We start from the raw sequence: 26,719 nt of genomic DNA on the forward strand, positions 1-26,719 counted from the left end.
CCACCGTCGCCTGTGCCGGACGCCGGTCTTAACACTCGACAAAAGCGACGGCCAGGCCGCCGCGGGAGGTCTCCTTGTAGTTTTCATGCATGTCGGCGCCGGTATCGCGCATGGTGCGGATGACCCGGTCCAGGGAAATGAAATGCTCGCCATTGCCACGCAGGGCCATCTGCACGGCATTGATCGCCTTGACCGCGGCGATCGCATTGCGCTCGATGCACGGCACCTGGACCAGGCCGCCGACCGGATCGCAGGTCAGTCCAAGGTTGTGCTCCAGGGCGATTTCCGCCGCGTTTTCCAACTGTTCCGGGGTAGCGCCCAGGACATCGGCCAGGCCGGCGGCGGCCATGGCGCAGGCCGACCCGACCTCGCCCTGGCAACCGACCTCGGCGCCGGAAATGGAAGCGTTCTTCTTGCACAGGATGCCCACCGAGGCGGCCGCCAGGAGGAAGTCGACCACGTCGTCGTCACGGGCTTCGGGGCTGAACTTCATGTAGTAATGCAGCACCGCCGGGATGATCCCCGCCGCCCCATTGGTCGGCGCCGTGACCATGCGTCCGCCGGCGGCGTTTTCCTCGTTGACCGCCAGGGCGAACAGGTTGACCCACTCCATGGCGCTGAGCGTCGAGCCGATCACGTTGGGCTTGCCCAGCTCCTGCAGGCTGCGGTGCAGCCTGGCCGCGCGGCGCTTGACCTTGAGGCCGCCAGGCAGGATGCCTTCATTGCTCAGGCCGTTGGCGACGCACTCGCGCATTACCGCCCAGAGCTGCAGGAGCCCGGCGCGTACCTCGCTTTCCTCGCGCCAGGCCAGCTCGTTGGCCATCATCAACTGGCTGACCCGCAAGCCGTGGCGCTTGCACAGGGCGAGCAGTTCTTCGGCGCTGGAAAATTCGTAAGGCAGTTCGACCTGCGGACCGGCAGGGCCCGCGCCGATTTCCGCCGCCTCGACGATGAAACCGCCGCCCACCGAGTAGTAGGTTTGCTGCAGGAGCAGGCCGTTGTCGCCGCAGGCTTCCAGGGTCATGGCGTTGGGGTGGTATGGCAGGCTCTCGTCGAGCAGCAGCAGGTCGCGCTGGCTATCGAAGGCGATCGCCCGGCTGCCGCCCAGCACCAGCACGCCGGTGCTTTGCAGCTGTTCGATCCGCGGGCCGATGCAGTGCGGATCGATCCGGTCCGGCCATTCGCCCATCAGGCCCAGCAGGCAGGCGCGGTCGGTAGCGTGACCGACCCCGGTCGCCGACAACGACCCGTACAGGCGCACTTCGACACGGGTCACCGTTTCCAGCAGCCCCTGTGCGCGCAGTGCTTCGACGAAGGTCGCAGCGGCGCGCATCGGGCCTACCGTATGGGAACTGGACGGACCGATGCCGATTTTGAACAGATCGAAAACACTGATAGCCATGCTAATGCCTGCCTGCCCGAAAGCGGTGAACCCTTTCGGTGCACGGTAAAAAAATTGAGGGGTGTCGCCAAGTTGGGCGATACTGCCCTGCGAATTTTCCTACTACCAACGAAACTTTCTAACCGAGGCTTTAGCAGGACTAAACGATGCGGCGATCGATGAATGGCCAGATGTATGTCTGGCTGCATGTGTTTTCCTGCGCGGCGCGGCACCTGTCGTTTACCCGTTGCGCCGAGGAACTGCATATCACCCCCGGTGCGGTGAGCCAGCAGATCCGTCAGCTGGAAGAGCGCCTGGGCTTTCGCCTGTTCCTGCGCCGGGCCCGGGGCGTGGAACTGAGCGCCGAAGGCCAGCGCCTGGCCGTGACCGTACACGAGGCCTACGGCAGCATCGAAGCCGAGCTCCTGCGCCTGGATGCCGGGGAGATCCGCGGCACCCTGCGTTTGCGCTCGATTCCCTCGTTCCTGGCCAAATGGCTGACCCCGCGGTTGCCACGCCTGCAACAGCGCTTCCCGGACATCCAGTTGCGCCTGGTAGCCGAGGACAGCAACCAGGCCTTGCACGAAGGGGACTTCGACCTGGCCATCGACCTCAACGACGGCAGCTACCCGGGGATGTACTCGACGCCGTTGCTGGACGAGGAAATCTTCCCGGTCTGCTCCCCCGCCCTGCTCCGCGGCCGCCCGCCGCTGCACGGGCCGAACGACCTGGTGCACTACCCGCTGCTGCACGACATCACCGCCTGGCGCGGCAGTTCCGAGTATGCGGAGTGGGAGTTCTACCTCGAAGCGATCGGCGCCGGAGGGCTGGATGTGCGGCGCGGGCATACCTTCAACCGCAACCACCTGACCATCGAAGCGGCGATCGCCGGGATCGGCGTGGCGATTGCCCGGCGTACGTTGCTTAACGACGAGCTGGAACGGGGGACCCTGATCGTGCCGTTCGGAGCACCGGTACCTAATCACAAGCGTTACGTGCTGTTGTACAGCGCCGGGACCCTGGCGCATCCGAGTGCTCGGGCGGTGCATGACTGGCTGGTGGAAGAGGCCCGGGCCTTTGGCTGAACGCAAAACCCTGTGGGAGCGGGTTCACCCGCGATGCGGTAGTGACTTCACCATAGCAATCGCGGGTGAACCCGCTCCCACAAGATACGCGTATGCCAGTCAAAAGATTTGCGCGAATGCGGGTGAGGTTTTTTTACTGTCGCGCGTCATCTTGCACGTCTAGTTACAAGGCCCGTCCCACACGCAAGGAATTCCCGATGACAGCCAACACCGAACGCGCCAGCCTGCGCTCGCAGCGCCTGAACCAGATCACCCATGCGCCGCATAGCGAGCTGGACGCGCTGGTGAAGTCCCACGCACCTTTCGAAACCCGTGAAAACTTCGCCCGCTTCGTCGTTGCCCAGTACCTGTTCCAGAACGAACTCAAGGCGCTCTACACCGACCCGCGGCTGATCGCCATAGTCCCCGACCTGGCCCAGCGCTGCCGCGCCGAACAGGCCCGCCTCGACCTGGCCGACCTGGACACGCAAGTGCCCGCCGACTACCCGGGCGCGCTGCGCAACCCGGGCATCGCCCAGGCCATGGGCTGGATCTTCGTCTCCGAAGGTTCCAAGCTCGGCGCCGCGTTCCTGATCAAGCGCGCCGTGGCCCTGGAACTGAACGAAAACTTCGGCGCCCGCCACCTGGGCGAGCCGGCCGGTGGCCGTGCCGAGGGCTGGAAGCAGTTCTGCCGCATCCTCGACAGCCTGGAACTGAGCGCCGAGGAAGAAGCCGCCGCCGAACAGGGCGCGGTCGCCGCTTTCGAGCGCTTCACCGCGCTGCTCAAGCATGCCTACGCCACTGCGCCTAAAGCCGAACTGGCCTGATCATGCTCCGGCCGTCATCATGACGGCCGGATTTCCCCGTGCAGTCGACAAACCCCATGACCCGACCCTCTTCCTCGAAGCTTTCCCGCGTGCTCTATGGCCTGCTGGCCTACGTGAGCCTGGGCATCGGCCTGGTGGCGATCGTCGTGCCCGGCCTGCCGACCACCGAATTCATCCTCTTCGCCGCCTGGGCCGCGACCCGCAGCTCGCCGCGCCTCAGCGCCTGGCTGGAAAACCACCGGTTGTTCGGGCCGATCCTGCACAACTGGCGCAATGGCAAGGTGATCCAGCGCCGGGCCAAGGTCAGCGCCACGCTCAGCATGCTGCTATGCGCCACCCTGATGCTGGTGTTTCTTGAGCACCACTGGCCGGTATGGCTGGCGATCGGCGGCATGACCCTGGGCAACCTGTGGATCTGGTCGCGCCCCGAAGCCCTCCCCGCCACCGCCGCCAAGCCGAGCGGTATTTGACCTGCGTGCGCTGATTAACTTCACTTGTCTCCTTCGACCCCAGGAGGACAACGATGCTGAACATGCTCGGCGCCATCGCCCATGACCTCGACCTGCCACGCCCGCAGGACGGCGCGGTGCGTTTTTCCACGCCCGGCAGCCTGCCGTCGGCCTTCGCCGTGACCGAGATGGCCGGGGTCAGCGTCGCTGCCGCCGGGTTGGCCGTGGCGGCACTGATCGAGCAGCAGGCCGGCGAATGCCGCCAGGTCCAGGTGGACAGGCGCCTGGCGGCCATGTGGTTCGAGTCGAGCCTGCGCCCGCAAGGCTGGGAGTTGCCACCCAAGTGGGATGCCATCGCCGGCGATTACCAGACCCGCGACGGCTGGATCCGCCTGCACACCAACGCCGCGCACCATCGCCTGATCGCCGAAGCCGTGCTCGGCCCCGCCACCGATCGCCAGGCCATGGCCCGGCGGGTACTGGCCTGGTCGGCCCAGGAACTGGAACAGGCCATCGTCGAAAGCGGTGGCTGCGCAGCGCAGATGCTCGGTTGGCAGCAGTGGTCGGATCATCCCCAGGGCCGGGCGGTAAATGCCGAGCCGCTGATCCGCCGCCAACGGGTGGACGCCGACGGCTCGCGCAACTGGTCGGGCAACACCGAGCGCCCGCTGGCCGGCGTGCGGGTACTGGACCTTACCCGGATTCTCGCCGGCCCGATTGCCACCCGCCTGCTTGCCGGTTTCGGCGCAGAAGTGCTGCGCATCGACCCGCCGGACTGGGACGAGCCTGCGGTGGTCGCCGAAGTCACCCTCGGCAAGCGCTGCGCCCGCCTCGACCTGCGCAATTTCGACGACCGCAAGATCTTCGAGCGCCTGCTGGCCCAGGCCGACATCCTCGTCCACGGCTACCGCGCCGACGCTCTCGAGCGCCTGGGTTATGGCGACGAGCAGCGCCGGCTACTCAATCCTGCACTGGTGGATGTCAGCCTCAATGCCTACGGCTGGAGCGGCCCGTGGCAGTTGCGCCGCGGCTTCGACAGCCTGGTGCAGATGAGCACGGGTATCGCCCATGCTGGCATGCGCTGGCAGCAAGCCAGCCGGCCGGTGCCCTTGCCGGTGCAGGCGCTGGATCATGCGACCGGCTACCTGATGGCGGCGGCTGCCGTGCGCGGCCTGGCGCAGCGCCTGGCCACGGGGCAAGGGACAATGGCACGGTTGTCCCTGGCCAGGACAGCGAAATGGCTGGTGGAACAAGGCACCATGCCGGACGACCTGCCTCTCGCCGCAGAGACCACGGCGGACCTGGGACTGTGGCGGGAGCACACACCCTGGGGGCCGGCGCAGAGGCTGCAACCGCCGTTGCAGGTGGTGGGCGCGGCGTTGCATTGGGAGCGAGGGGCTTCGGAACTGGGGTCGGCCGAGGCTTGTTGGTAGCTCATCCCGGCCTCATCGCTGGCAAGCCAGCTCCCACAGTGTGGGAGCTGGCTTGTCGGACCGCCGCACCGCAGCGATGAGGCCCGAAAGAACACCCTCACTCCCGACTCCCGATCACCGTGTCCACCGGCACCACCACCTGCCCCAGATCGATCCGCTTGAACACCGGACTCGCGCCCAACCGCGCATTGAACCGTGTGTTGAAACTGAACTCGTCCTCCGTCGCCACGCTTAATGGCCGCCCGTAGGCCGCCTGCACCTCGGCCGCGTCATAGCCGAGCAATTGCAGCAGGGTCGGGAACAGGTTGTAGTGACTCGAGCGGTCGCGGTTCTGCGCCAGATGCGCCGACCAGTCCGGCGCCTTGACGTGCTCGCCCTGGATCACCACCAGCGGCACCAGCCCTTCCTCCATGACCGGATCACTGTCGCAGTGGGTGTTCAGCCCCGGATTGCCGCGCTCATGCAAGTCCTGCCCGTGGTCCGAGGTGTAGAGCAGCACCGCCTGGTCGAGATCGGCCTGGGCCAGCAGGCGTTTGAAGAACTCACCGACATTCCACGCCAGGGTGTTGCGGTAGGCATTACGGTACAACACCCAGTCCTGCGGGTTGCCGGCGAAGCCATCGCGGCGCCCGGTATCGGCAATATCGGCGTATTGACCGCGGGGCAAGGCCGGACGCCAGAGCAGGAAGTCGTCCGGGTATTTGTCGTGCACCGGAAAATGCGCCCCGACCTTGTTGACCAGGATCAGTTGCGGCCGGCCGTCGCCGAGCAGCTCCGCCAATTGTTGCTCGACCGCCATGTCACGCTGCAGCACCGGCGTGTCGTCGAACTGGATGAAGCGATCGATATCGCGCTTTTCGGTTTCGCTCATCAGGTTCTGCAGGTTGCCGCCGGTGCGCTGGGCGTCGATGTAGACGGTCTGCATGCCGGCCTGGTGGGCGTATTGCCAGATCGACGGCTGGGTCGAGTTGATTCGCAGGTAATCGGCGCGGGTGCCGCCGTAGCGCAGGGTGACATTAGTGTCGGCGCTGCAGTTGGCGATGGAGGCGGCGTAGCCGAAGTTGAAGATCTTCAGCCCCGGGTGCGGCTGGGTCAGCGGCGTTGGCACGCCATGGGCGGTGTTGAGGTCGAGGTAATTGCCGGACACGCTTTCGTCGATCAGCAGCACGATGTCCCGGGCCATGGGCGGACCGCTGCGCGCCAGGCTCACCGGCTGGCGCGCCCCGACGTGGTCGTGCAGGGTTTCGTAGGCCAGCAGGTTGAGATAGGCCAGCGGCGTGTACATCACCGGCAACCCGCGCGCGCCCTCTCCGGCACGGACGAACAGGATCGCTGTGAGCAGCAACAGGCCGAACAGCGGTGCCGCCCACGTTAGCCCACGGGGCACGCGTGGTCGTGCACCGGGACGCAGGCCGACACCGAACAGCAGCAAGAGGCCCCGGGCCAGCGCCAGGACGATCGCGTCCTGGTACTGCACCAGCGCTTCCTGGATGAAACCGCCGGAATAGACCATCGAGATGAACGCGCTGTAGGTCAGGTAGCTGGCGGTGATCCGGGTGTAGGCATCGAAGAACACCGCGCTGGCGAAGAACACCAAGGCCAGCAACCAGCGCAGTGCGTCCTGGCGGATCTGCGCGGCCAGCCATAACCCCAGCGCCAGCGCTACGAACACCCCCGCATAGAGCACCAGCGCCGGGCTCATGCCCAAGGCCTGCAGGCGCTCAAGCACGGCATCGTGAAAACAGGCCAGGTAACCCAGCAACAGCAAGCCCTTGAGATATGCGCGCATGGAATGAATCCGCCTTCGCCAAACCGGGTTTTTTCGAAAGGTAGCCAGCCAGCGAAGGACTTTCCAGCTATCGACTGCCAAATAAATGGCGATTTTTTGGCGCCGAAAAATAGGGACTAACACTAAGGAAAGCATCGCCAACGGCTTACCCCGTAACCCCTGAAAGCCTTTCATGGCGCGGCTTTCGACCGTTTATCGAGAAACTGACCGATGACGCTGCAGCACCTTTTTGACGCAAAGGCGCGGATTGAAAGGGATTGATGGCAAAACGACCCTTGCATCAGGCGACGTAAGTTAAGCGAAATATGCCATTCCCTTGACACTTTTTCCGCAGCCTGCGCTATACCCAACACACATCGCTGTTACATCCCCATTACGTCATGCGAGGCCGCCGGAATGGACGTGAGTGTGTTCGGTACGGGTTACGTGGGTCTGGTCCAGGCAGCCGCCCTGGCGGATGTCGGCCATCGGGTGCTGTGCGTGGATGTCGATAGCCACAAGATCAGCCAGCTTCGCCAGGGCGTGCCGCCGATCCATGAGCCCGGGCTGTCGGCCCTGCTCGAGGACAATATCCGCGACGGCCGCCTGCTGTTCAGCACCCAGGCCAGCGATGCGGTAAACCATGGTGAACTGATCTTCATCGCCGTCGGCACACCGCCCGACGAGGACGGTTCCGCCGATCTCTCCCATGTGCTCGGCGTCACCCGGCAGATCACCGAACTGATGGACAGCGACCGTACCCTGATCATCAAGTCCACGGTGCCGGTGGGCACCGCCGACCAGGTGGCGCAACTGGCCCGCGAACAACTCGATCGCCTCGGCAAGCTGGGCCTGAAGGTGCGGGTGGTGTCCAACCCGGAATTCCTCAAGGAGGGCAGCGCCCTCGCCGACTGCCTGCGCCCCGACCGGATCATCGTCGGCACCTGCGACGCCGATGCCCAGGACCAGCTCACCGAACTCTACGCGCCGTTCTGCCGCAACCATGAAAAGCTGATGTTCATGGACAACCGCAGCGCCGAGCTGACCAAGTACGCCGCCAACGCCATGCTCGCCACGCGCATCAGCTTCATGAACGAGCTGGCCAACCTCACCGAGCGCCTTGGTGCCGATATCGAGGCAGTACGCAAGGGCATCGGCTCCGATCCGCGCATCGGCTATCACTTCATCTACCCCGGCTGCGGCTTCGGCGGCTCGTGCTTCCCCAAGGACCTGCGCGCCCTGCTGCACACCGCCGAGCACAACGGCATGCCGCTGCGCCTGCTGCAGAGCGTCAGCGAGATCAACGACAGCCAGCGGCAGATCCTCTTCGCCAAGCTCAAGCAGCATTTTCCCGGGAGCCTGGCCGGTAGGTCGGTGGCGCTCTGGGGGCTGGCCTTCAAGCCCAATACCGACGACATGCGCGAGGCGCCCAGCCGCTACCTGATGGAAGCGCTATGGGCCGAAGGCGCGACGGTGCATGCCTTCGACCCGGAAGCCATGGCCGAATGCCGGCGCCTTTACGGCTACCGCAAGGACCTGCACCTCTGCGCGACCCGCGACGATACCCTGGAAGACGCCGATGCCCTGGTGATCTGCACCGAATGGAAAAACTTTCGCGTGGTGGACTTCACCCTGCTGGCGAGAAAGCTGCGCCAGCGCCTGATCATCGACGGCCGCAACCTGTACAACCCCGACCAGGTCGCCACCTTTGGCCTGGACTATTGCGGCATCGGCCTGCGCCATGTCGTGCCCGAGGTTCCGGCGCCATGAAAGTCCTGGTGACCGGCGCTGCCGGCTTCATCGGTGCCCATTGCGCGCTGCGCCTGCTGCGCGATGGCCACCAGGTGATCGGCCTGGACAATTTCAATGCCTATTACAACCCGGCGTTGAAGGTGGCCCGGGTCGACTGGGTACGCCAGCAGGCCGGGGACTTCGCCCCGCGTATCCTCGACCTCAACGATGCCGAGGGCCTGGAGCGCCTGTTCGCCAGCGAGAAACCCGAGATCGTCGTGCACCTGGCCGCCCAGGCCGGGGTGCGCTATTCCCTGGACAATCCCCGGGCCTACCTGGACAGCAATATCGCCGGCTTCCTCAATATCCTCGAATGCTGCCGCCGCCATCCGGTGCAACACCTGCTGTTCGCCTCGTCCAGTTCGGTATACGGCGCCAACCGCCGGGTGCCCTATTCGGTACGTGACGGCGTCGATCATCCGTTGTCGCTGTATGCCGCGAGCAAGAAGGCCAACGAGGCCATGGCCCACTGCTACAGCCACCTGTTCGGCATCGCCGCAACCGGCCTGCGCTTCTTTACCGTGTACGGCCCCTGGGGCCGGCCCGACATGTCGCCGATCCAGTTCGCCAGCGCCATCCATGAGGGCCGACCGCTGCGCCTGTTCAACCACGGCCGGCACCAGCGCGACTTCACCTGCATCGACGACATCGTCGAAAGCCTGGTGCGCCTGATACCCCTGGCGCCGACGGCCAATCCGGACTGGGATGCCCTGCATCCGGACCCGGCCAGCAGCCACGCGCCCTGGCGCCTGTACAACATTGGCGGGCAGCGCCCGGTGGCCCTGCTCGACTACGTCGCGCTGCTGGAGAAGCACCTGGGGCGCAAAGCGCACATCGAGCTGCTGCCGCTGCAACCGGGCGATGTGCTCGACACCTGCGCCGACGCCAGCGACCTCGCCGCCGCCACCGGCTACAGCCCGCTGATCTCCCTGGATGAAGGGCTCGGGCGCTTCGCCGCCTGGTTCCTCGACCACTACCTGCCGCTGCTTGGGACGCCAGCGCAGATCCACCGGGCCACGCCCGCAGAGCAACGGAGGTCGTCATGACCGGACAACCGCAAAGCGCCCAGGTACAGGCGCTGCAAGAAGACAAACGGATGGACCCCAAGCACCGCATGCGCATCGATTCGGCGGTGCACAAGCAGGGCCGTGGCTGGTTCACCGGGCGCATCGGCGGCCGGCCCTGGACCCTGTCGCGGACCAACCGCTGTGTCGCCGCCGTCGGTGCGGTGCTCCTGATCATCCTTCTGGCGCCGCTGCTGCTGGTACTCGCGGTGCTGGTCAAGGCCAGCGGCCCGGGCCCGGTGTTCTTCGTGCAACGGCGCACCGGTTACCGTGGGCGCTGCTTCGGCATGTACAAGTTCCGCACCATGGTCGCCGAGGCCGAGGCGTTGAAAGAATCCCTGAGGCACCTGAACAAGCACGGTGCCCACTCCATCGACTTCAAGATCGACGATGACCCGCGGGTAACCCGGATCGGCCGCTGGCTCCGGCGCAGCAGCCTCGACGAGTTGCCCAACCTGTTCAACGTAGTGCGCGGCGAGATGCGTCTGGTAGGCCCCCGACCTACCTCGTTCAACGCCTACCGCTACAAGGACAGCCACCTCGCCCGCCTGAGCATCTACCCCGGCATGACCGGACTCTGGCAGATCTCCGGGCGCAGCGACATCGACTTCGACCAGCGGGTCGAGCTTGACCTCAGCTACATCGCCGAACAGAGCCTGAGCCTGGACCTGAAGATCCTGCTCAAGACTCCCTTCAAAGTCTTCACTGGCCACGGAGCAAGTTGAGATGGACGGTTCTACTTCAAGAAGCATGAGTATCGCGACCCCAAGCGAAACCAACCTGACCTCCACCGTGCTCGACCAGAATCGACGCCTGCTGTTGCTCACCGCCGCCAACAGCGGTGCCGGCACCAGCACCAGCGCCCTGGCCGTCGCCAAGCAATTGGCGCAGATGAGCGGTGGCACGGTGTTGCTGATCGATGCCAGCAACGCTCCCGACAACCTCAGCCAGCAACTGGGCCTGGGCAAGCTGCGCGGCTTGCGCGACCTGCTGTTCGACGACCAGACCCCGCCGCTGCCCCAGGACTGCATCGTGCGCCTGTCCGACCAGAGCTTCGACCTGCTGCCCTGCGGGCTGCACAAGCGCGGCGGGGCACGGCTCGATCCGGAAATGCTGCGCGTGCTGCTGCGCAGGCTGGCCAACGACTACCGCTTCGTGGTGATCGACGGCGAGGCGGTCTACGCCGGGGCCGACAGCCTGGTGCTGGGGCCGCTGGTGGACGGGGTGATCCTGGTCATCGACGCCGACGACACCCGCCGCGAAGTGGCCCAGGCCGCCAGCCAGCGCCTGGTCCAGGCCGGGGCGCTGCTGATCGGCAGCGTCTTCAACCGGCGCCGGTACTACATGCCCAAGTGGCTCTACAACAACCTTTGAGCCGACCGTGCGAGGGACAACGACATGAACACTCCCCTGATCGCCCTGTTCGCCCTGGTCCCGCTGCTGGCGGCCTGCAGCAGTAACCAGGAAATGCACCAGATGCCGGTGCAGATCATGACCGCTCCGGCCGCCGGCGCCCAAGCCACCGAGCTGGAAAGCCAGGAGCAGGTACTGCGGCCGCAGGACGTGCTGGACGTGATCTTCCATATCGCCACCAGCGGCACCGATGCCTACCGCATCCAGCCCGGCGACACCATCGGGCTCAACTTCCTTTCCGCCAGTTCGCTGAACGGCAACCAACTGGTGCTGCCCGACGGCCGTATCGAGCTGCCGGCGGCCAACACCTCGGTACAGGTCGCCGGGCTCACCTCGGACCAGGCCCGCGCCGCGATCCAGCAGGCCTACCGCAACAAGAGCCTGTTCCAGCCCAACCGCGACCAGTTGACCGTGCAGGTGATCAGCCCGCTGACCAACGAGCAAAACCTGAAGAACGCCCTGAACCACCCGGCCACCGGCCTGAGCCGGGAAATCACGGTGAACAGCGACGGCCGCGCGAACTTCCCCGAAGTCGGCTCGGTGGCCCTGCAGGGCATGACCGTGAGCCAGCTGGAGGCCTACCTGAACGAGCGCTACGCCAAGCTGCCAGGAAAGATGAGCGTGGACGTCATGCTCAAGTCCACGGCGGTGAACGAGATCTACGTGCTGGGTGAAGTCGGCGCACCGGGGGCTTATCCGATCCGCCGCCCGGTCTCGGTGCTCGAGGCCCTGACCCTGGCCCGCGGCCCCAGCATCAAGGCCCGCCTGGACTCGGTGATGATCATGCGGCGCAAGGGCAACCAGGTGACGGCGGTGCCCTACAACATCGACCAGGCCCTGGACGCCAGCGCCCAGCAGGTCGCCTACCTGCAACCGGACGACATGCTCTACGTGCCCAAGACCAAGCTCGCCAGCGCCGGCGAACTGGCCCGGCAACTGGCCGACGTCGTGCTGTTCCAGGGCTTCGGCATGAGCTTCAGCTACCGCCTCGACAACAAAGGCAGCGATAACTGACCCCGGGAGTATCGCGACATGAATCCCAAAGAGAATTACCTGCACGAGTTCTTCCGCATCTTCTTCGCCAACCGCCAGTGGGTGAAGCGCATCTTCCTGGCCTTTGCGGTGATCGCCCTGCTGTTGCCGCTGGTTCTGCGCCAGAGCTTCGATATCGGCGCCGAGGTGATCGTCCAGTCGAAGAAACTGTCGCAGAGCGACACCAACACCGCCCTGGCCCAGGAAACCGACAAGTTCATCCCGCCGTCGCTGGCCGACATGGAGACCGAGAGCAATATCCTGCGCTCGCCGACCCTGATCCGCCAGACCATCAGCCAGCTGCGCAGCGAAGGCAAGTACAGTGCGGAGCCCGGCATGCTGGAACGCTGGGTGCTGGCTCCGCTGCACGCCCGGGTCATCGACCCGATGCGCACCGCCCTCGGCCTGCGCGTGCAGGCGGCCGGCGACAGCGAGCTGGATGCCCTGACCGACCAGGCGGTGAAAAACCTCAAGGTCGATACCCTGCCCGGCTCCAACGTGATCTCGGTGAACTACAGCTTCGCCGACCCGGCCCAGGGCACCGCCTTTGTCGCCCGCCTGCTGGACAACTACCTGAAGAACCGCCAGGACCTGCAATCCAACGAGCTGCCGGAGTCCTTCTATGAACAGAAGAAACTCCAGTACCAGACCCGCCTCGATGACCTGGAAAGCAAGCGCCTTGGCTTGCTGGAGGCCAACGGTTCGTCCGATCCGAAGGAGGAAATCACCTTCCGCCTGAACGCGATCAACACCGAGGAGCAGGACCTCAACCAGTACCGTGACCGCCTGCTGCAAAGCCAGCGCTGGCTCGACTACCTGAAGTCGGCCCTGGCCAGCGCCAGCTCGGCCAAGATGAGCGACTACGCCTTCCCGTTCACCTTCACCACCACGGTGGACAACATCGCCTTCGAGGATCGCGAGATCAAGCAACTGGGCGAGCAACTGACCACCCAGGTATCGCGCTACGGCAATGACACGGCGATCTTCCAGCCCGGCAGCGAGCCCATGCAACTGCAGCGCGAGCAGATCAGCCGCACCCGCCAGCAATTCCTCAAGGTGGTGTCCAACCGCATCAGCGAGCGCGAGAAGGACCTGACCGTGGTCCAGGAAGTGATCGCGCAGAAAACCGCGCGCATCGGCGAACTGAAAGGCCGCATCCACCAGTTGCAGGAAACCCAGAGCAAGGCGCGCCAGCTCGACACCGAGATCGATGCCCTGCACAAGGCCTTCTTCACCTACACCCAGCGCTATGAAGAAAGCCGCGGCCAGGGCCAGCTGGACAACCTGTCCAACGCACGCATCCTCAGCGCGCCCTACCAGCCCACCGAAGCCGCCTTCCCCAGGCCGCTGCTGATCGTGCCGTTCGGCATGCTCACCGGGCTGCTGTTCGCGATCGCCCTGGTGTATGTCCGCGAGTTCTTCGACCACCGCTTCAAACATCCGGCACAGATCGGCCAGGAGCTGAACCTGCCGGTGCTGCTGGTGATCAACGACCAGACTCCGGAGCTGCCCAACCCGCACCGGCAATGGTCGCTGCCGCGGCTGTGGCACTGGGTGCGCAATTGAACGCCGCAGCCCCGCGCCAGCCGATCATCCACCTGCTCAACAGCGGTGGGTTCTACGGCGCCGAGCGCATGCTGCTGGACCACTGCCTGGCCACGCCAGGGCAGCATCGGGTGCTGTTTCTCGAAGCACCGGATGAATTGCTGGCGCGCTTTCGCCGCGCCGGGGTGGACTGCCAGCGCTGCACCGGGGTGGCGGAGCTGCTCGGCGAAATCGGCCGTGAGCGGCGGGCGAAACCACTGCTCAACGCCCACAACTTCCGCGGCCTGCTGTTCGGTTGCCTGGCCGCGCTGCTGTGGGGCGTGCCGCTGCTGGCCACCCAGCATGGCTTCACCCCGCGCAATCGCAAGCAGCGCCTGTACACCTGGCTGACCCTGCGCCTGTGCCGTTCGCCGCTGGTGAGCAAGGTGGTGTGCGTGGCCGAAAGCATCGCCCGGATCCTGCGTGACGCCGGGGTTGCCAGCAGCAAGATCCGGGTGATCCCCAACGGCCTGCCGGACACCGCGCAGCCACTGCGCCATGCGCCTCATCACGGTCAATGGCTGGCCGGCTACGTGGGGCGCCTGAGCAGCGAAAAAGGTCCCGACCTGTTCCTCGATACCCTGATCCCGCTGTGCCGGCGCTATCCGCACTTGCACGCGGTGATGCTCGGCGACGGCCCCGAGCTGCCAGCCCTGCGCGCACGGATCGCCGCCGCCGGGCTGGGCGAGCGCATTCTGCTGCCCGGCTTCCAGCAGGACATGCGCCCGTGGATGGGCCGGCTCGACGCCCTGGTGATCAGCTCGCGCACCGAGGGCACGCCGATGATCCTGCTCGAAGCCATGCAGGACGGGGTTCCGGTGGTGGCCTTCGGCGTCGGCGGGATCCCCGATGTGATCGAACACGGGCGCAGCGGCCTGCTGGCCCGGCCGCTGGCCGTGGACGAGCTGGCCGCGCAACTGGCCGCGCTGATCGACGACCCGGCCCAGGCCGGCGAACTGATCGCCCAGGCCCGGCGCACCCAGCGCGAGCGCTATCACCTGCCCACCCTGGCCCAGCGCTGGGCCCAGGTCTACCTGGGCACCGCAACGGAGGTCCGCGCATGATCCTGCCTCTTTCCCTGATCGGGCTGTTCGGCCTCGCCGCCGTGGCCCTGCTCGTCAGCCCCTGGCCTTACCTGGCGCCGGGCGCGGTGCTGGCCCTGGGCGCGATCCTCGCGCTGTGGCGGCGCCCGGCCTGGGGCCTGCTGGCCATCGTTGCCCTGGTGCCATTCGAAGGCCTGTTCAAGGACAGCGACCTGTCGGCGGCCAAGCTGGTGGGTGCAGCACTGGCCCTGGTGCTGCTGCTGCAACTGGCCAGCGGCAAGCTGGACGGCCTGCGCCTGCGCAGCAACCTGTGGCCCTTGCTGCTGGGTTTCCTCGCCTGCTATGGCTTGAGTTTCTGGCTCAGCGACGACTGGCTGCTGTCGGCGCAGCACCTGCGCGAGTTGCTGATCGGCTTGCTGCTGTTCGTCATGACCCTGCTGGTCGGGCGCGAAGTCAGTTTGCCGGTGCTGGCCCGGCTGGTTTCCCTCAGCGTCGCTACCACCTGCCTGCTGGCCATGTATTCCAGCAAATACCAGGACCAGGGCCGCGCCGCCGGGCTGCTGGACGACCCCAACGTATTCGCCATGCTCATCGCCTTCGCGGTGCCATTGACCATCTGGTTGCTGCTCAATGCACCGCGCCTTGCCGAAAAGGCGCTGTGGCTGGTGTGCGCCGGGCTGCTGCTGGCCGGCATGACCCGCACCGAATCGCGCTCCGGCCTGGTGGTGTTGCTGATCAGCCTGGGCATCGGCCTGTACCACTACCGGGTGCAACTGACGCGGATCCGCCCGCGCCACCTCGGGCTGGTCATGCTGGCCCTGGCCATACTGCTGCCCACGGCGGTGGCGGTGATGCCGGCCAGGTACATCGAGCGCATCCAGTCGCTGAGCGTGCTCAAGTCCGGGGTCAATGCCTACGAGGACGATTCCCTGGGCCGCCGCGCCTCCTATATCGTCGTTGGCAGCCGGATGATCCGCGAGAACCCGGTGTTCGGCTCCGGGCCCGGCACCTTCCCCCTGCATTACGCCCATACCGGCTACGCCAAGGCGTTCTCGGCCAACCGCAAGATCACCGACCTCTATCGCCGTGCGCACAACACCTATCTTGAGCTGTTCAGCGAGGTCGGCATTCCCGGGGCGCTGCTGTTCATCGGCATGATCGCCCTGGCCCTGCGCAATTTCTGGGCAGCCCGCGCTGCCTGGCTGCGCCAGCATGATGTGGCCCGCGCCGACCTGCTCACCCACCTGGCCATGAGCATGCTCTCGATCGGGCTGTTCCTGATGTTCCTCAGCGCGCCGAACCACAAGTACCTGTGGATCATGCTCGCGCTGTCCGCAGTACTGCGGGCCCGGGCCGAGGCGTCCCGCCAGCTGGAGGCGCAGCCATGAGTCGGGTCGCCATCGTCATCCCGATGTTCAACGAAAGCCGGCATATCAGCCGCACCCTCAGGGCCGTGCACGAGGCGGCGCACAGGGCCGAAGCCGTGTGCCGCGTCATCGTGGTCGACAATGGCTCCAGCGACGACAGCCCGCAGATAGCCCGGACCCTGGGTGCCGAGGTATTGAGCCTGCCGGGCTTGAGCATCGGTGCCCTGCGCAACCGGGGTGCGGCCGTGTGCGACAGTGAGTGGCTGGCCTTCCTCGACGCCGATATCGAGGTGCCGGATACCTGGCTCGAGCGGCTTTTCGTGCTCAGCGACGAAGACCGTGGCGATGTCTTCGCCCTCGAGTGCGACACCCCGCGGCAGGCGCCCTGGTTCGCCATCGCCTGGCAGCGCCGGACCTTGCGCAGCAGCGAGCTGCTGCAACCGCGGCAATGGCTGCCCAGTCCCAACCTGCTGATGCCACGGCATTGGTTCGCAAAGGTCGGCGGTTTCAACGAAGGCCTGCGCAGCGGCGAGGACAAGGATCTCACCCTGCGCCTGCACCAGGCCGGCGCGCGCCTGGTGGCGCTGAGCGATCCGGTGGTACTGCATTGGGGTTACGAGGCCAGCTGGAAGGAGTGGCTGGGCAAGGAGATGTGGCGCCAAGGCAGTCATTTGCAATTGCTGCGCAGCCATGGCGCCAGCCTGCGCTTACTGCGCTTCCCGGCCCTGTCCCTGGGCGCCTGGGCGCTGGATGCCATGGCTCTGTCGGCGCTGCTCGACGGCTTTCCGCACCTGGGCCTGCTGCTGGTGCTGCTGGCCAGCCTGCCCGCCCTGGCCCTGAGCCTGCGACAAAGCCTCAGGCAGCGTGACCCGCGCTTGATGGCGCAGCTCTGGGGCCTGCATTTCATTCGCCTGCACCTGGCCGGCATGGCCTTCGTCCTGAGCCTGTTCAACCTCACCGCAAGGAGGCCTGCCCGTGGCTGAATTCATCTTCTGGTCGTGCCTGTTGCTACCGCTGTATGCCTGGCTCGGCTACCCGCTGGTACTGAGCCTGCTCGCGCCCTTTCGCCACCAACCCCAGGCGCGCCCGGCAACCCCGCTGACGGTCAGCGTGGTGATCGCCGCGCATAACGAGCAGCGGCATATCGCGCAGAAGCTGCGCAGCGTGCTAAGCCAGGCAGACGCCAGCGCCAGCCTGCAGATCATCGTCGCCAGCGACGGCTCCAGTGATCGCACCGTCGCCTGTGCGCGCAGCATCGACGACCCGCGCATCCTGGTCCTCGACCTGCCGCGCATTGGCAAGGCCGCCGCCTTGAATATCGCGGTCGAGCGCTGCCAGGGCGATATCCTGGTGTTTACCGATGCCGACAACCAATGGGTCGACGATACCCTCGGTCACTTGCTGCGGCCGTTCGCCATGCCCGGTGTCGGCGGTAGCGCCGGGCAGATGATCATTCCCCGCACGGGCAAGGGCCTGAGCATGGGCGATAGCCTGTATCGGCATTACGAAGGCTGGGTGCGCCGCGTGGAAAACCGCAACGGCTGCATGGTGTCCGCCGACGGTGCCTTGCTGGCGCTGCGCCGCGAGCTGTACGAGGCGATTCCCGAACAGGTCAACGATGACTTCTTTATCAGCACCTGCGCCCCGGCGGCGGGCCAGCGCATCGTCTATGTGCCCGAGGCGCTGGTGCTCGATTGCGGCGTGGACGAGCCCGGCAAGCAGTTCCGACGGCGCCAGCGGGTCACGGTCGGCGGCTTGCGCAGCCTGGCCGCACGCAGCCAGTTGCTCGACCCGACTTGCCACGGCCTGTACGCCATCGCCCTGATCAGCCACAAGCTGCTGCGCCGCCTGGCGCCGCTGCTGCTGGTGCCGCTGTTGCTGAGCAATCTGTGCCTGCTGGATAGCGGCGCCTTCTACTTGTGGACCTGCACCCTGCAGTTGCTCGGCTACGGGATTGCCCTGATCGGCCTGCTGGATGCCGGCAGGCGCCTGCCCAGGCCCTTCCGCCTGGCGGCCTACGTGCTGGTGACCTGTGCCGGGATGAGCGTCGGGCTATGGCAATTCCTGCGCGGCCAGGGCTATCGCCAATGGAACCCCGAGCAGAATCGCTGAGGCCATGACCATGCCGATCAAGACCACGCTCAAGCGCGCCCGGGGCTGGATCTACCTCAACTCCCCGGAAGGCCGCCGCCAATTGCAGAACGCCGGGCTGATCCTGATGCTGCACCGGGTGCTGCCGGACGATCGCGCCGCCACCCTGCCCCATCGCAACGAGCTGTGCGTCGGGCCGCTGGCCTTCGAACGCTTGCTGCGCTGGCTGCGCGGGCATTTCGAATGCCTGCCGCTGCTGGACCTGCTGCAAGGGCCGGGCAATGGCAAGCGTCCGCGGGTGGCGCTGACCTTCGATGACGGCTGGCGCGACAATGCCCTGCACGCCTTCCCGCTGCTGCAGCGCTACGAGATGCCGGCGAGCATCTTCCTGTCCACCGACTACATTGGCAGCCGCCAGCGCTTCTGGTGGGAGAGCCTGGGCGAGACCCTGTGGGGCACCCATGGCGAGCCGGCACGGCACCTGTTGATCGAGAAGCTGCGCCGGGTCGGGCGCCCGCTGCCGGCCGCCTACTTCATGCACGACGCGCCACGGGCCCGCAGCCTGGCCCTGGCGTACTACCTGCACAGCCTGAAAAGCCTGGCGCCAGCGGCCTTGCAGCTATTGACCGACACCTGTCCGGCGGAGTCCCTGCCCCAGGCCCTGAACTGGCAGCAGGTGCGCCAGCTGGAGGATTCCGGGCTGATCCGCTTCGGTCCGCATGGCGCCAGCCACGCCTTGTTGCCGGGGCTGGACGAACATCGCCTGGAGGAAGAAATCAGCCGCAGCCACCGCGCCCTGCGCAACGGCTGTCGCGATCCGCTGCCGGTGTACTACTACCCCAATGGCGACCATGACCTGCGGGTCCGTCAGCGCCTGGCCGCGCACCAGTATCCCTGGGCGCTGGGCACTCGTCCCGGGTTGTGCCTGGGCAGCGAGGATCCCCTGGCCCTGCCGCGTATCGGTGTCAGCCAGCGCAACGCCAGCCGCCCCTCGCTGCTGGCCTGGCGCATCAGCCAGGCAGGCCGGCCATGAACCGTAGCCACTACGTGCGCCATCTGCTGCTGAGCATGGCCACCAAACTGGCGATGATCGCCCTGCGCCTGCTGCGCAATGTGCTCCTGGCGCGCCTGCTCGGTCCTAGCGAGCGCGGCCTGTTCGCCTTGCTCAGCAGCCTGCCGGACCTGATCGCCGCCGCTACCAGTGGCGGGCTGAACAGCGCGATCGGCTACCAGGCGGCCCAGCAACGCGATCCCGGCCTGCTGCTGACCCAGGTGCTGGTCTACGGCTGCCTGCTGGCGGGGTTGCTGACCCTGTTCTGCCTGGGCCTGCTGCGAGGCCTGGGCATCGAACTGGAAGTTACCGAACAGCTGGGTTTACTGGCCTGGCTGCTGTTGCTGGCGGTGCCATTGAGCGTGCTGAAAAGCGGCCTGCTGACCCTGCACAACGCCACCGGAGGCGTGGGCGCCTTCAATGCCCTGCGCCTGACCGAATCGCTGGCGCCATTGCTGCTGTTCCTGGCCTTCTACCTGCTGTGGCCCGAAGCGGCACTACCGGCAGCCCTGGCCAGCTGGTTGCTGGGCCTGGGCCTGGTGACAGTGCTCGGCCTGCTGTGGCTCGGCCGCGGGCGCCGGCTGCGCCTGTGCTGGGACCGCAGCGGCCAGCGCGAGCTGCTGGCCTATAGCGCCAAGAGCCATCCCGACCTGCTGTTCCAGCAGGTGATCCTGCGCTCGGACTACCTGTTCGTCAGCGCCCTGCTCGGCAGCGCCGCCCTCGGCCACTACGCCATGGCCAGCGCCGCCGCCGAATTGCTGCTGATCGTTCCCGAGGCGGTCACTACACCTTTGATGAAGCGCCTGCTGCAACAGGACCCGGGCATGGAGCGCCTGACCCCGCTGGCGCTGCGCCTGACCGCCACGGTGATGCTCGGCGCCTGCCTGGGCATGGCCCTGATCGGCGAATGGCTGATCGTGACCCTGTTCGGTGTCGCCTACCAGCCGGCCTATCCGGCGCTGCTGGCGTTGCTGCCGGGGCTGCTCGGCCTGTGCTACGCCAGCATCCTGCGCCTGGACCTGCTGGGCAAGAACCGTCCCGGCAGCGTGTCGCTGATGATGGGCGCCGGCGCCGCGCTGAACCTGGTCCTGAATGTGCTGCTGATCCCCCGCTACGGCATCGTCGGTGCCGGGCTGGCCTCGTCGGTCGCCTACCTGGCGGTGACCCTGGCGATGCTGGTGCTGTATTGCCGGCTCAGTGGCGTGGCCTGGTGGCGTGTGCTGATCGTGTTGCCGGGTGACCTTGTGCCGCTGTGGCGCAGGCTGCCCGGGAGGCTCACGCAATGAAAGGCCTGGGCGTGCTGATCGCGCTGTGCCTGTGCAGCGCATTGACCCAGGCCGCACAACTGCGCTGGCCGGATATCCGCGATGGTGCGCTGTACCTGACGCCAGGGCGCAACGACACCCTGCGCCTGGACTGGGTCGGCGCCTGGCAGGCCGGGGCCAATCCGGAGCAGGTGTTCCTCCTCGATGGCCAGGGGCGCCTCGCAGCGCAACGCGCCATCGCCGCCAGCGAGGTCCGTGGCCAGCAGCAATGGCCGTTGAGCACCGGGCGTGGCAGCTACCGCCTGGAAATCCCCGGCTATAGCTTCCGCCGCTACCAGCCAGCATTCAGCGACAGCACCCGGGCGCAGTTTGCGCCGGCCAGGGTGCACTTCAGCCTTCAGGTACAAGCCGGAACCCTCTTCTATTTCCGCGTCGGCCCCGGCGAAGCAGCGGTGCTGGCGGGCAAGTACCATGGCGGCGTCAGCGGCCTGCGTGCGGTGCGGCTCGGGGATGGGCAAAGCTGGGACCTGCTGCTGCCCGCTCAGCCGGCCTACTGGCAGTACCAGCAGGTCAGCCTGCCGCGCAGCGCCAGGGCGCAGGTCTGGCGCCTGGAACTGCAAGGCAGCGGCAAGGCGGCTTTCTGGCTGGATGGCACCGCCAACCTGTTCGCACGCCGTCCCGAAGACCTGCAGCCCTTGCAGGAGCAGCCCGGCACTGTCGCTCTGCGCCTGGGCAGCACGCAACTGGGGCCGGCCGCGAAACTGGGGCTGAACCTGCCCTACCTGCTGCCACCACCGTCCAGCCATGCCTTGCTCGACGCCCTAAGGCCCCGGACCGGGGGGTTCTACAGCTTCGTCGATGTACTGGCACGACAGCCTGATTTCGAGACGGGCTTCCGTCGTTTGTATCGCCAGCGCTTCGGCATCGAGGATGACATCACCCTGCTCGCTGCCACCGGACGCCGGGCCGATCTCAAGGATGACGGGGTGAGCCGCCGCGGCCTGCACGCCTGGCTGGCGGCTAGCGTCGCCCTGGGCGGCAGTGGTCGGCATTACATTGCCTTTGCCGACGAGCCCAACCTCAATTACCCGGACTACGCGGATTTCCGCGCTTTTTTCGCCACGCGCCTGCAGCAGGTCGAGGACTATCCAGGGGCGCGTGAAGCGGGCGTGCGCATCGCCCTGCCGGCCAGTTCGCGGCTGGTCAATGGCCCCACTGCCGAGCACAGCGAGCAGCGCCGTGGGCTGGACTGGGCGCGGCGCCTGCTGGAAGAGTTCGGCCCGCGTATCGACGCCCTGGCCTGGCACGAGTGGATGGTGCGTGACCTGCTGGCCACCCGAACCTACCGCGACCAGGTACGCCAGGCCGCGGCGCTGGTCGGCCTGGACCAGCGGGGCCGACCGCGCAAGGCCTTGCTGCTGGACCAGACCAACCTGTCCAGCGGTTCCAGCCTCAGCCTCTACGAGCAGGACGGGCACCTGGGCGCGCTGTGGTGGGCCTCGGTGGCGATCAACGCCAGCGCCGACGGCCTGCTGGACATGCTCAACTGGTTCCAGGCCGCCGACGAGCCGGACTACCCCAAGGGCATGCTGCGGGTCCTTGGCCCGAACCAGTTCGAACTCAAGCCGGTGGGCCTGGCCCAGCAGTTCATCCAGCGCCACTGGCTGGACCAGGTGCTGCATCTGGACAACGACGCCTTCGAGGTAGACGCCCTGGCCATGGCCCGCGGCTCGCGACGCAGCCTGCTGGGGGTGAACAAAAGCGAACGCCTGCAACGGGTGCACTTCGACAGCGGCGCCCGGCAGTGCCCGACACAGACCGAATTGACCTTCTTCGGACCCGACCACCAGCCACGCAAGGCCGAACCGGCCTGCCACGGCGGGCGCATCGGCTTCGAGCTGCCGGGGCAGACGATCTTTGCCCTGGGCTGGAACGCGTCGTGACCTGCACGGCGCCGATCACCCGTCTTGCCCGATCCAGGAGGCAATCATGCGTGTACTGAACCAGCTGCAAAACCATATCAGGCACAAAGGACTGCGCTCGGCCCTGAACACCGCCTTCCGGCACTATGTGTTCTATCACTGGGAACTGCTCTGGATGGAGCGCGACCTGGTCAGCCCGGTACCCCCGCACAACCTCAAGTCGAGCCCGCCGACCCACAGCGAGCTGATCACCCTGCACAACGTGCATGCCTTCGCCCGCTACTTCGGCGACCGCCTGGACACCATGCGCGAGCTGGTGGCCGAGGGACACACCGGGATCGTCCGCCGCGACCCCGAGGGCCATGTGGTGGCCTTTATCTGGGGCAGCCCTAAGGATTATCACGACCACCACTTCTACGGTTGTTGGTTCCCGGTCAAGCCCGGTGAGTTCTTCGAGTTCGGCGGCGAACTGACCCGCGCCTACTGGGGCACCACGCTGTCGGTAGACCTGCAGCTGGACCTGTGGAAGGCCATGAGCAAGCAGGGCTGCGACAAGGTGGTGGACGTCTGCGAAAGCCACAACATCCCGGCGCTGAAGCTGCACATGCGCATGGGTTACCACGAGCAGCACCGGGTGACCCATGTGTATTGCCTGTTCGGGCGCTGGAAATTCTTCCGCCAAAGCCATTACGAAGGCTCGCGCCTGGCCGGGCTGCGCAAGCCGGCCGCTGCCGCTGCTGCCGGAGTGGCCTGAGATGGGCCTGCGCCTGAGCTGGGTGGCCTCGCTGGCGGAGCCGGGGTTTCCTGCCGCGGACTATGAAGCCCTGCGCCAGCGGCTGCCCCGGGCCACACCGTTCAACGGCCTGGCCTGGCTGCGCGCGGCCGAGGCGGCCGTGCAACCGCAGCAGAGCCTGCAGGTGCTGCTGGGCCATGACGGCGAGCGCCTGCGCTTGTGCCTGCCCTTGCTGCGCATGCCGCTGCGCAGCGGCCTGCCGGGGTTGGTGGTAGTGCGCCACCTCGGCTGGCCGTTGAGCGACCGGGTCGGGTTGATGATCGATCTCGACGAGCAGGAAGCGCCGCAGGTGCTGCGCGAGATTCGCCAGCGCCTGCCGCATGCGCTGTTGCAACTCAACGAGCTCACCGCCGGCGAACCGTGGCTGGTGCACTGGAGCAGGCACTGTTCGACCTACGAACGGCGCCGCATATGCAATGTGCCGGTGCACAGGATCAGCCCGGCGGACCGCCAGGAAGTCAGCGGCGACCCACGCTACAAGTTGCGCCGGGCGCGCAAGCGGATCGCTGCCTGTGGCGCGCAGGTGCGTCGGGTGCGGGTGGATGCCGGGAACATCGAGACCTGGCTGCAACGTATCGCAGCGGTCGAGGACGCCAGCTGGAAAGGCGACGACGGCGTCGGCATCTTCAGCTCGGCGTTGTCCAGGGCGTGGATGTTCCAGGCCCTGACAGCCCTCGCCGGGCAGGATGGCGTGCGTTTGGTCGTGCTGGAGCTGGACGGCGAGTGCATCAGCTATCGCCTCGGGCTGCTCGAGCGCGGACGGCTATATGACTACAACCTGGCCTTCCTACCCGCCCATGCCGGGCTGGGCAGTGGCCGGGTGCTGTTGCAGGAATGGATCGACTGGGGGCTAGACGAGGGTTGGCAATGGATCGATGCCTCGCGGGTCAGCCTGGAAAACTCCAGCCATCAGTTGCACGAACGCATGACCGATCAGGTCGAGCACCTGCGCCATGGTTTCTACAGTTGGCGATTGTCCGGCATCTGCCTGGGCCTGGCCCTGCGCATGTGGCGCCGTTGCCAACCCTGGTTGCACCCGGGCAAGGCCCATGGCACCAGCAAGCCTTCCCCTCGCCCAGCCCATTCAGGAGTTACGCAATGTCCCTCCAGGTCATAGTCAACGCTGACGACTTCGGGCTCGACGAGGCGACCAATGCGGTCATCCTGCGGGCCTTCCAGCACGGGATGATCAGCTCGGCCACGGCCATGGCCAACATGCCGGCCTTGCGCAATGCCTGCGCCCTGGCCAGGCAGCAGCCGATGCTGCGCGGCCGGATCGGGCTGCACTTCAACCTCAGCCATGGACGCCCGCTGAGCGAGGCAATCCTTCATGAACCGCTGTTCTGCAACCCGGCCGGCGAATTCGAATTCACCCTGTCGCGCAAGTGCCTGTGGCTGGGGCGGCGGACGCGCCAAGCGATCGAGCAGGAACTGGCGGCGCAATGGCAGCACTGCTTGGGCCTGGGCCTGCTGCCAAGCCATCTGGATTCGCACCAGCACATCCACAATGTCTGGCCCATCGGCGAGATCGTTGCCCGCTTCGCTGCCCGCGAAGGGGTGCCGGTGCGCCTGGCGCGCAACATCGGCAGCAATATCGGAATGGCCAAGCGGGTCTTCAAAAGCCTGTTGAACCGGCGCCTGAAACAGTTGGCCGGAGCCGCCGCGGATCATGTGTGCACGCCGGTGGACCTGCGGGACGGGTGGCTGCCACGCAGCGGCGTGCTGGAGGTAGTGGTGCACCCGAGCGCGCTGGGCAATGCGGATTTCGGGGACGCCTACCTGCCTGCCGGCGAGTCGTTGCTGGACTTGCTGGACGATCGGCTATCGGGGGTGACACGGGTGGGCTACGGGATACTGACCGCGAGCCTTGCCGGGCGCCAGCGCCTCAAGGCTACCCGCTCGGTCTAGTCGTTCGGCACCACCGCTGCGCATACGCAGCGGCTTGCGGGTATCGCACACCTGGCGAGTCCAACAGGTGATTTCTGCTCGCTTAATCGATAGGACGCGCGCGTATGCACCTGAGTAAACAACCGCCACTTGAAATGCACTTGATCCGCCTCTTCTCGCTGCACACACCTTAATTAAAATATTACAAGCCTGTAACCCCTAACATTACAACCCTGCAATTAACAGCGCCGCGCATAATTACAATTACGCAATAAACATCTTCCAAACATTAAGAAAACCCAAGCAAATAAGGGGGCCAGGAAAAATACTACGGACACCTAGGACCTTTCAGTCAACCCAAGGATATTCGCTTATTTGAGGAAACTGGATAAAGTACGAACACAGCGCTGACTACTTTCATACGAGGAAAACACATGAGCCAGACTTTCATGGAAAGCCATCCCAAAACACATTCGCGACCTGTGCTCGTTAAAAGATCCATGCATGAACTGGGTGAACTTTTCATCGAGGCGCTTCCCACGCACATTGCCAACCTCAAGATTCCAGGCCGATCGATAACCGAGCAGACCCGACGACCGCCACTGCCCGCAAGCATCGACAATATCGAAGCTTTGCAGCAGACGATGCATGAGGTCCTTTGCCACCCTATTACGCAGCAAGCGCAACAGCATGCTGAATCGGCATTCCTGTTACTGCTGAGGAAGGATTCGACGGATTCCTCGACACTCAGGTTCTTCAATGGCTGGAACGAAACCCACAAGACGACCAGCCTGGTTTCAGCGAAGGTGATCATGCGCCTGGCTGCCGATGCAGTGTCCATGCCTGCGCATATGCAGGCCAGCCACAACACCGTCATGGCTCATATGCATGAAGTTGCAAAGGATGATTTTGGCCTGGGCCATAAGGGGCATGATGGCATGTATCGCTACCTGACCGCCGTCTTCGGTGCATCGGACTGGCTGGAGGAGCGCTACAGCGTCAGCGAGTGCCTCGCGTTTTCGGAGTTCCTTTACAACACGGGCATCGCTGGGCACAAGGCTGCGATGACGTCGGATGAATACCGTGAGTCGACGATGAAGGCAATGATGGTCTCGATTTCCTCGGAACTATGGAACGGTAGGGAATATAACTTTCTCGCCCAATTCATCGAGCAGAAACTGCTTTGCCTGGACCCGACGCTAAATGCAAATCCCCAGGCGCTGCGCAACGCCAAAGGTTATGTAATGGGACACTCCGGAGAAGTGGAGAACAGGCATGGGTTGCATGCTCTGGCTGCTGCCCAGGCGTTTGCCAGGATGGAGGATATCGATTTCGATATTCCGCAGTTGAAGAAGGTCATGCTGGACTACAACGAGCGCGTCGGAAAAGCCTTCGGAGCGTTGGCCGGCTTCCTGGCCGAGGCCCACGACACCGACGAACGGTCGGAAAAGCAACTCGCCTGACACTCGCAACGGGGGGGCGCAACGGGTTTAA

23 protein-coding genes are annotated in these 26,719 nt (G+C 65.8%); 21 read left to right on the top strand and 2 right to left on the bottom strand.

All coding sequences use genetic code 11. The features are described from left to right. Nucleotides 1-28: 28 nt before the first annotated feature. Nucleotides 29-1,402, bottom strand: a complete 1,374-nt coding sequence (locus tag N7650_RS06570; RefSeq protein WP_279897520.1) for an L-serine ammonia-lyase — start codon at nt 1,400-1,402, stop codon at nt 29-31. Nucleotides 1,403-1,548: 146 nt separating this feature from the next. Here N7650_RS06570 and N7650_RS06575 point away from each other — a divergent pair, with 146 nt between their 5' ends. The 4 genes from N7650_RS06575 to N7650_RS06590 all read left to right on the top strand — a co-directional run bounded on the left by N7650_RS06575 (nt 1,549) and on the right by N7650_RS06590 (nt 5,154). Then, complete coding sequence (locus tag N7650_RS06575; protein WP_064304581.1) at nt 1,549-2,466, top strand: LysR substrate-binding domain-containing protein; 918 nt, start codon at nt 1,549-1,551, stop codon at nt 2,464-2,466. Between the two features lie 197 nt (nt 2,467-2,663). Further along, on the top strand, nt 2,664-3,272 hold the full coding sequence (locus tag N7650_RS06580) for a biliverdin-producing heme oxygenase (RefSeq protein WP_279897523.1): 609 nt from the start codon (nt 2,664-2,666) through the stop codon (nt 3,270-3,272). 56 nt (nt 3,273-3,328) lie between these two features. Beyond that, nucleotides 3,329-3,742: a YbaN family protein gene (locus N7650_RS06585; protein WP_279897524.1), complete on the top strand. Its 414-nt coding sequence runs from the start codon at nt 3,329-3,331 to the stop codon at nt 3,740-3,742. Nucleotides 3,743-3,795: 53 nt separating this feature from the next. Further along, nucleotides 3,796-5,154, top strand: coding sequence for a CoA transferase (locus N7650_RS06590; RefSeq protein ID WP_279897526.1), 1,359 nt, complete (start codon nt 3,796-3,798; stop codon nt 5,152-5,154). Between the two features lie 97 nt (nt 5,155-5,251). On the opposite strand, the gene N7650_RS06595 is transcribed toward N7650_RS06590, so the two are convergent. Continuing rightward, the gene (locus tag N7650_RS06595) at nt 5,252-6,943 is read right to left on the bottom strand and encodes a sulfatase-like hydrolase/transferase (protein ID WP_279897528.1); all 1,692 of its coding nucleotides are present in this window, start codon (nt 6,941-6,943) and stop codon (nt 5,252-5,254) included. A 396-nt stretch (nt 6,944-7,339) separates the two neighbouring features. On the opposite strand from N7650_RS06595, the gene N7650_RS06600 reads away from it, so the two are divergent. The 17 genes from N7650_RS06600 (at nt 7,340) to N7650_RS06680 (ending at nt 26,688) form a co-directional block, all read left to right on the top strand. After that, nucleotides 7,340-8,692, top strand: a complete 1,353-nt coding sequence (locus N7650_RS06600; protein WP_064304586.1) for a UDP-glucose/GDP-mannose dehydrogenase family protein — start codon at nt 7,340-7,342, stop codon at nt 8,690-8,692. After that, nucleotides 8,689-9,759, top strand: coding sequence for an NAD-dependent epimerase (locus N7650_RS06605; RefSeq protein ID WP_279897530.1), 1,071 nt, complete (start codon nt 8,689-8,691; stop codon nt 9,757-9,759). The genes N7650_RS06600 and N7650_RS06605 overlap by 4 nt, the downstream gene beginning before the upstream one ends. Next, on the top strand, nt 9,756-10,502 hold the full coding sequence (locus N7650_RS06610; RefSeq protein WP_279897531.1) for a sugar transferase: 747 nt from the start codon (nt 9,756-9,758) through the stop codon (nt 10,500-10,502). The genes N7650_RS06605 and N7650_RS06610 overlap by 4 nt, the downstream gene beginning before the upstream one ends. Before the next feature lies 1 nt (nt 10,503). Then, entirely contained in the window at nt 10,504-11,151 is a 648-nt protein-coding gene (locus N7650_RS06615; RefSeq protein ID WP_279897532.1) for a CpsD/CapB family tyrosine-protein kinase, read from the top strand. Between the two features lie 24 nt (nt 11,152-11,175). Next, on the top strand, nt 11,176-12,204 hold the full coding sequence (locus tag N7650_RS06620; RefSeq protein WP_279897533.1) for a polysaccharide biosynthesis/export family protein: 1,029 nt from the start codon (nt 11,176-11,178) through the stop codon (nt 12,202-12,204). Between the two features lie 18 nt (nt 12,205-12,222). Beyond that, complete coding sequence (locus N7650_RS06625; protein WP_279897534.1) at nt 12,223-13,788, top strand: lipopolysaccharide biosynthesis protein; 1,566 nt, start codon at nt 12,223-12,225, stop codon at nt 13,786-13,788. Further along, nucleotides 13,749-14,870, top strand: coding sequence for a glycosyltransferase family 4 protein (locus N7650_RS06630; protein ID WP_279897535.1), 1,122 nt, complete (start codon nt 13,749-13,751; stop codon nt 14,868-14,870). The genes N7650_RS06625 and N7650_RS06630 overlap by 40 nt, the downstream gene beginning before the upstream one ends. Then, nucleotides 14,867-16,237, top strand: coding sequence for an O-antigen ligase family protein (locus N7650_RS06635; RefSeq protein WP_279897536.1), 1,371 nt, complete (start codon nt 14,867-14,869; stop codon nt 16,235-16,237). The genes N7650_RS06630 and N7650_RS06635 overlap by 4 nt, the downstream gene beginning before the upstream one ends. Next, nucleotides 16,234-17,199, top strand: coding sequence for a glycosyltransferase (locus N7650_RS06640; protein ID WP_279897537.1), 966 nt, complete (start codon nt 16,234-16,236; stop codon nt 17,197-17,199). Before N7650_RS06635 ends, N7650_RS06640 begins: the two co-directional genes overlap by 4 nt. Next, the gene (locus tag N7650_RS06645) at nt 17,192-18,328 is read left to right on the top strand and encodes a glycosyltransferase (protein WP_279897538.1); all 1,137 of its coding nucleotides are present in this window, start codon (nt 17,192-17,194) and stop codon (nt 18,326-18,328) included. The genes N7650_RS06640 and N7650_RS06645 overlap by 8 nt, the downstream gene beginning before the upstream one ends. 10 nt (nt 18,329-18,338) lie before the next feature. After that, a complete protein-coding gene (locus N7650_RS06650; RefSeq protein WP_279897633.1) occupies nt 18,339-19,340 on the top strand; it encodes a polysaccharide deacetylase family protein in 1,002 nt (333 codons plus the stop codon). Beyond that, nucleotides 19,337-20,644: an oligosaccharide flippase family protein gene (locus N7650_RS06655; protein WP_279897539.1), complete on the top strand. Its 1,308-nt coding sequence runs from the start codon at nt 19,337-19,339 to the stop codon at nt 20,642-20,644. Before N7650_RS06650 ends, N7650_RS06655 begins: the two co-directional genes overlap by 4 nt. Next, the gene (locus N7650_RS06660; RefSeq protein ID WP_279897540.1) at nt 20,641-22,566 is read left to right on the top strand and encodes a hypothetical protein; all 1,926 of its coding nucleotides are present in this window, start codon (nt 20,641-20,643) and stop codon (nt 22,564-22,566) included. Before N7650_RS06655 ends, N7650_RS06660 begins: the two co-directional genes overlap by 4 nt. Before the next feature lie 46 nt (nt 22,567-22,612). Continuing rightward, on the top strand, nt 22,613-23,299 hold the full coding sequence (locus N7650_RS06665) for an N-acetyltransferase (protein ID WP_279897541.1): 687 nt from the start codon (nt 22,613-22,615) through the stop codon (nt 23,297-23,299). 1 nt (nt 23,300) lies between these two features. After that, on the top strand, nt 23,301-24,455 hold the full coding sequence (locus tag N7650_RS06670) for a GNAT family N-acetyltransferase (protein WP_279897542.1): 1,155 nt from the start codon (nt 23,301-23,303) through the stop codon (nt 24,453-24,455). Further along, on the top strand, nt 24,437-25,246 hold the full coding sequence (locus N7650_RS06675) for a ChbG/HpnK family deacetylase (RefSeq protein ID WP_279897543.1): 810 nt from the start codon (nt 24,437-24,439) through the stop codon (nt 25,244-25,246). The genes N7650_RS06670 and N7650_RS06675 overlap by 19 nt, the downstream gene beginning before the upstream one ends. Nucleotides 25,247-25,659: 413 nt before the next feature. After that, a complete protein-coding gene (locus N7650_RS06680) occupies nt 25,660-26,688 on the top strand; it encodes a hypothetical protein (RefSeq protein ID WP_279897545.1) in 1,029 nt (342 codons plus the stop codon). The last annotated feature ends 31 nt before the right edge of the window (nt 26,689-26,719 follow it).

It is taken from the genome of Pseudomonas sp. GD04058 (assembly GCF_029836855.1).
GTDB lineage: Bacteria > Pseudomonadota > Gammaproteobacteria > Pseudomonadales > Pseudomonadaceae > Aquipseudomonas > Aquipseudomonas bharatica.

What these genes read in the sequence shown, in the direction of transcription:
- N7650_RS06570 (WP_279897520.1), bottom strand. Translation starts at nt 1,402, where the DNA reads ATGGCTATCAGTGTTTTCGATCTGTTCAAAATCGGCATCGGTCCGTCC.
- N7650_RS06575 (WP_064304581.1), top strand. Translation starts at nt 1,549, where the DNA reads ATGCGGCGATCGATGAATGGCCAGATGTATGTCTGGCTGCATGTGTTT.
- N7650_RS06580 (WP_279897523.1), top strand. Translation starts at nt 2,664, where the DNA reads ATGACAGCCAACACCGAACGCGCCAGCCTGCGCTCGCAGCGCCTGAAC.
- N7650_RS06585 (WP_279897524.1), top strand. Translation starts at nt 3,329, where the DNA reads ATGACCCGACCCTCTTCCTCGAAGCTTTCCCGCGTGCTCTATGGCCTG.
- N7650_RS06590 (WP_279897526.1), top strand. Translation starts at nt 3,796, where the DNA reads ATGCTGAACATGCTCGGCGCCATCGCCCATGACCTCGACCTGCCACGC.
- N7650_RS06595 (WP_279897528.1), bottom strand. Translation starts at nt 6,943, where the DNA reads ATGCGCGCATATCTCAAGGGCTTGCTGTTGCTGGGTTACCTGGCCTGT.
- N7650_RS06600 (WP_064304586.1), top strand. Translation starts at nt 7,340, where the DNA reads ATGGACGTGAGTGTGTTCGGTACGGGTTACGTGGGTCTGGTCCAGGCA.
- N7650_RS06605 (WP_279897530.1), top strand. Translation starts at nt 8,689, where the DNA reads ATGAAAGTCCTGGTGACCGGCGCTGCCGGCTTCATCGGTGCCCATTGC.
- N7650_RS06610 (WP_279897531.1), top strand. Translation starts at nt 9,756, where the DNA reads ATGACCGGACAACCGCAAAGCGCCCAGGTACAGGCGCTGCAAGAAGAC.
- N7650_RS06615 (WP_279897532.1), top strand. Translation starts at nt 10,504, where the DNA reads ATGGACGGTTCTACTTCAAGAAGCATGAGTATCGCGACCCCAAGCGAA.
- N7650_RS06620 (WP_279897533.1), top strand. Translation starts at nt 11,176, where the DNA reads ATGAACACTCCCCTGATCGCCCTGTTCGCCCTGGTCCCGCTGCTGGCG.
- N7650_RS06625 (WP_279897534.1), top strand. Translation starts at nt 12,223, where the DNA reads ATGAATCCCAAAGAGAATTACCTGCACGAGTTCTTCCGCATCTTCTTC.
- N7650_RS06630 (WP_279897535.1), top strand. Translation starts at nt 13,749, where the DNA reads ATGGTCGCTGCCGCGGCTGTGGCACTGGGTGCGCAATTGAACGCCGCA.
- N7650_RS06635 (WP_279897536.1), top strand. Translation starts at nt 14,867, where the DNA reads ATGATCCTGCCTCTTTCCCTGATCGGGCTGTTCGGCCTCGCCGCCGTG.
- N7650_RS06640 (WP_279897537.1), top strand. Translation starts at nt 16,234, where the DNA reads ATGAGTCGGGTCGCCATCGTCATCCCGATGTTCAACGAAAGCCGGCAT.
- N7650_RS06650 (WP_279897633.1), top strand. Translation starts at nt 18,339, where the DNA reads ATGCCGATCAAGACCACGCTCAAGCGCGCCCGGGGCTGGATCTACCTC.
- N7650_RS06655 (WP_279897539.1), top strand. Translation starts at nt 19,337, where the DNA reads ATGAACCGTAGCCACTACGTGCGCCATCTGCTGCTGAGCATGGCCACC.
- N7650_RS06660 (WP_279897540.1), top strand. Translation starts at nt 20,641, where the DNA reads ATGAAAGGCCTGGGCGTGCTGATCGCGCTGTGCCTGTGCAGCGCATTG.
- N7650_RS06665 (WP_279897541.1), top strand. Translation starts at nt 22,613, where the DNA reads ATGCGTGTACTGAACCAGCTGCAAAACCATATCAGGCACAAAGGACTG.
- N7650_RS06670 (WP_279897542.1), top strand. Translation starts at nt 23,301, where the DNA reads ATGGGCCTGCGCCTGAGCTGGGTGGCCTCGCTGGCGGAGCCGGGGTTT.
- N7650_RS06675 (WP_279897543.1), top strand. Translation starts at nt 24,437, where the DNA reads ATGTCCCTCCAGGTCATAGTCAACGCTGACGACTTCGGGCTCGACGAG.
- N7650_RS06680 (WP_279897545.1), top strand. Translation starts at nt 25,660, where the DNA reads ATGAGCCAGACTTTCATGGAAAGCCATCCCAAAACACATTCGCGACCT.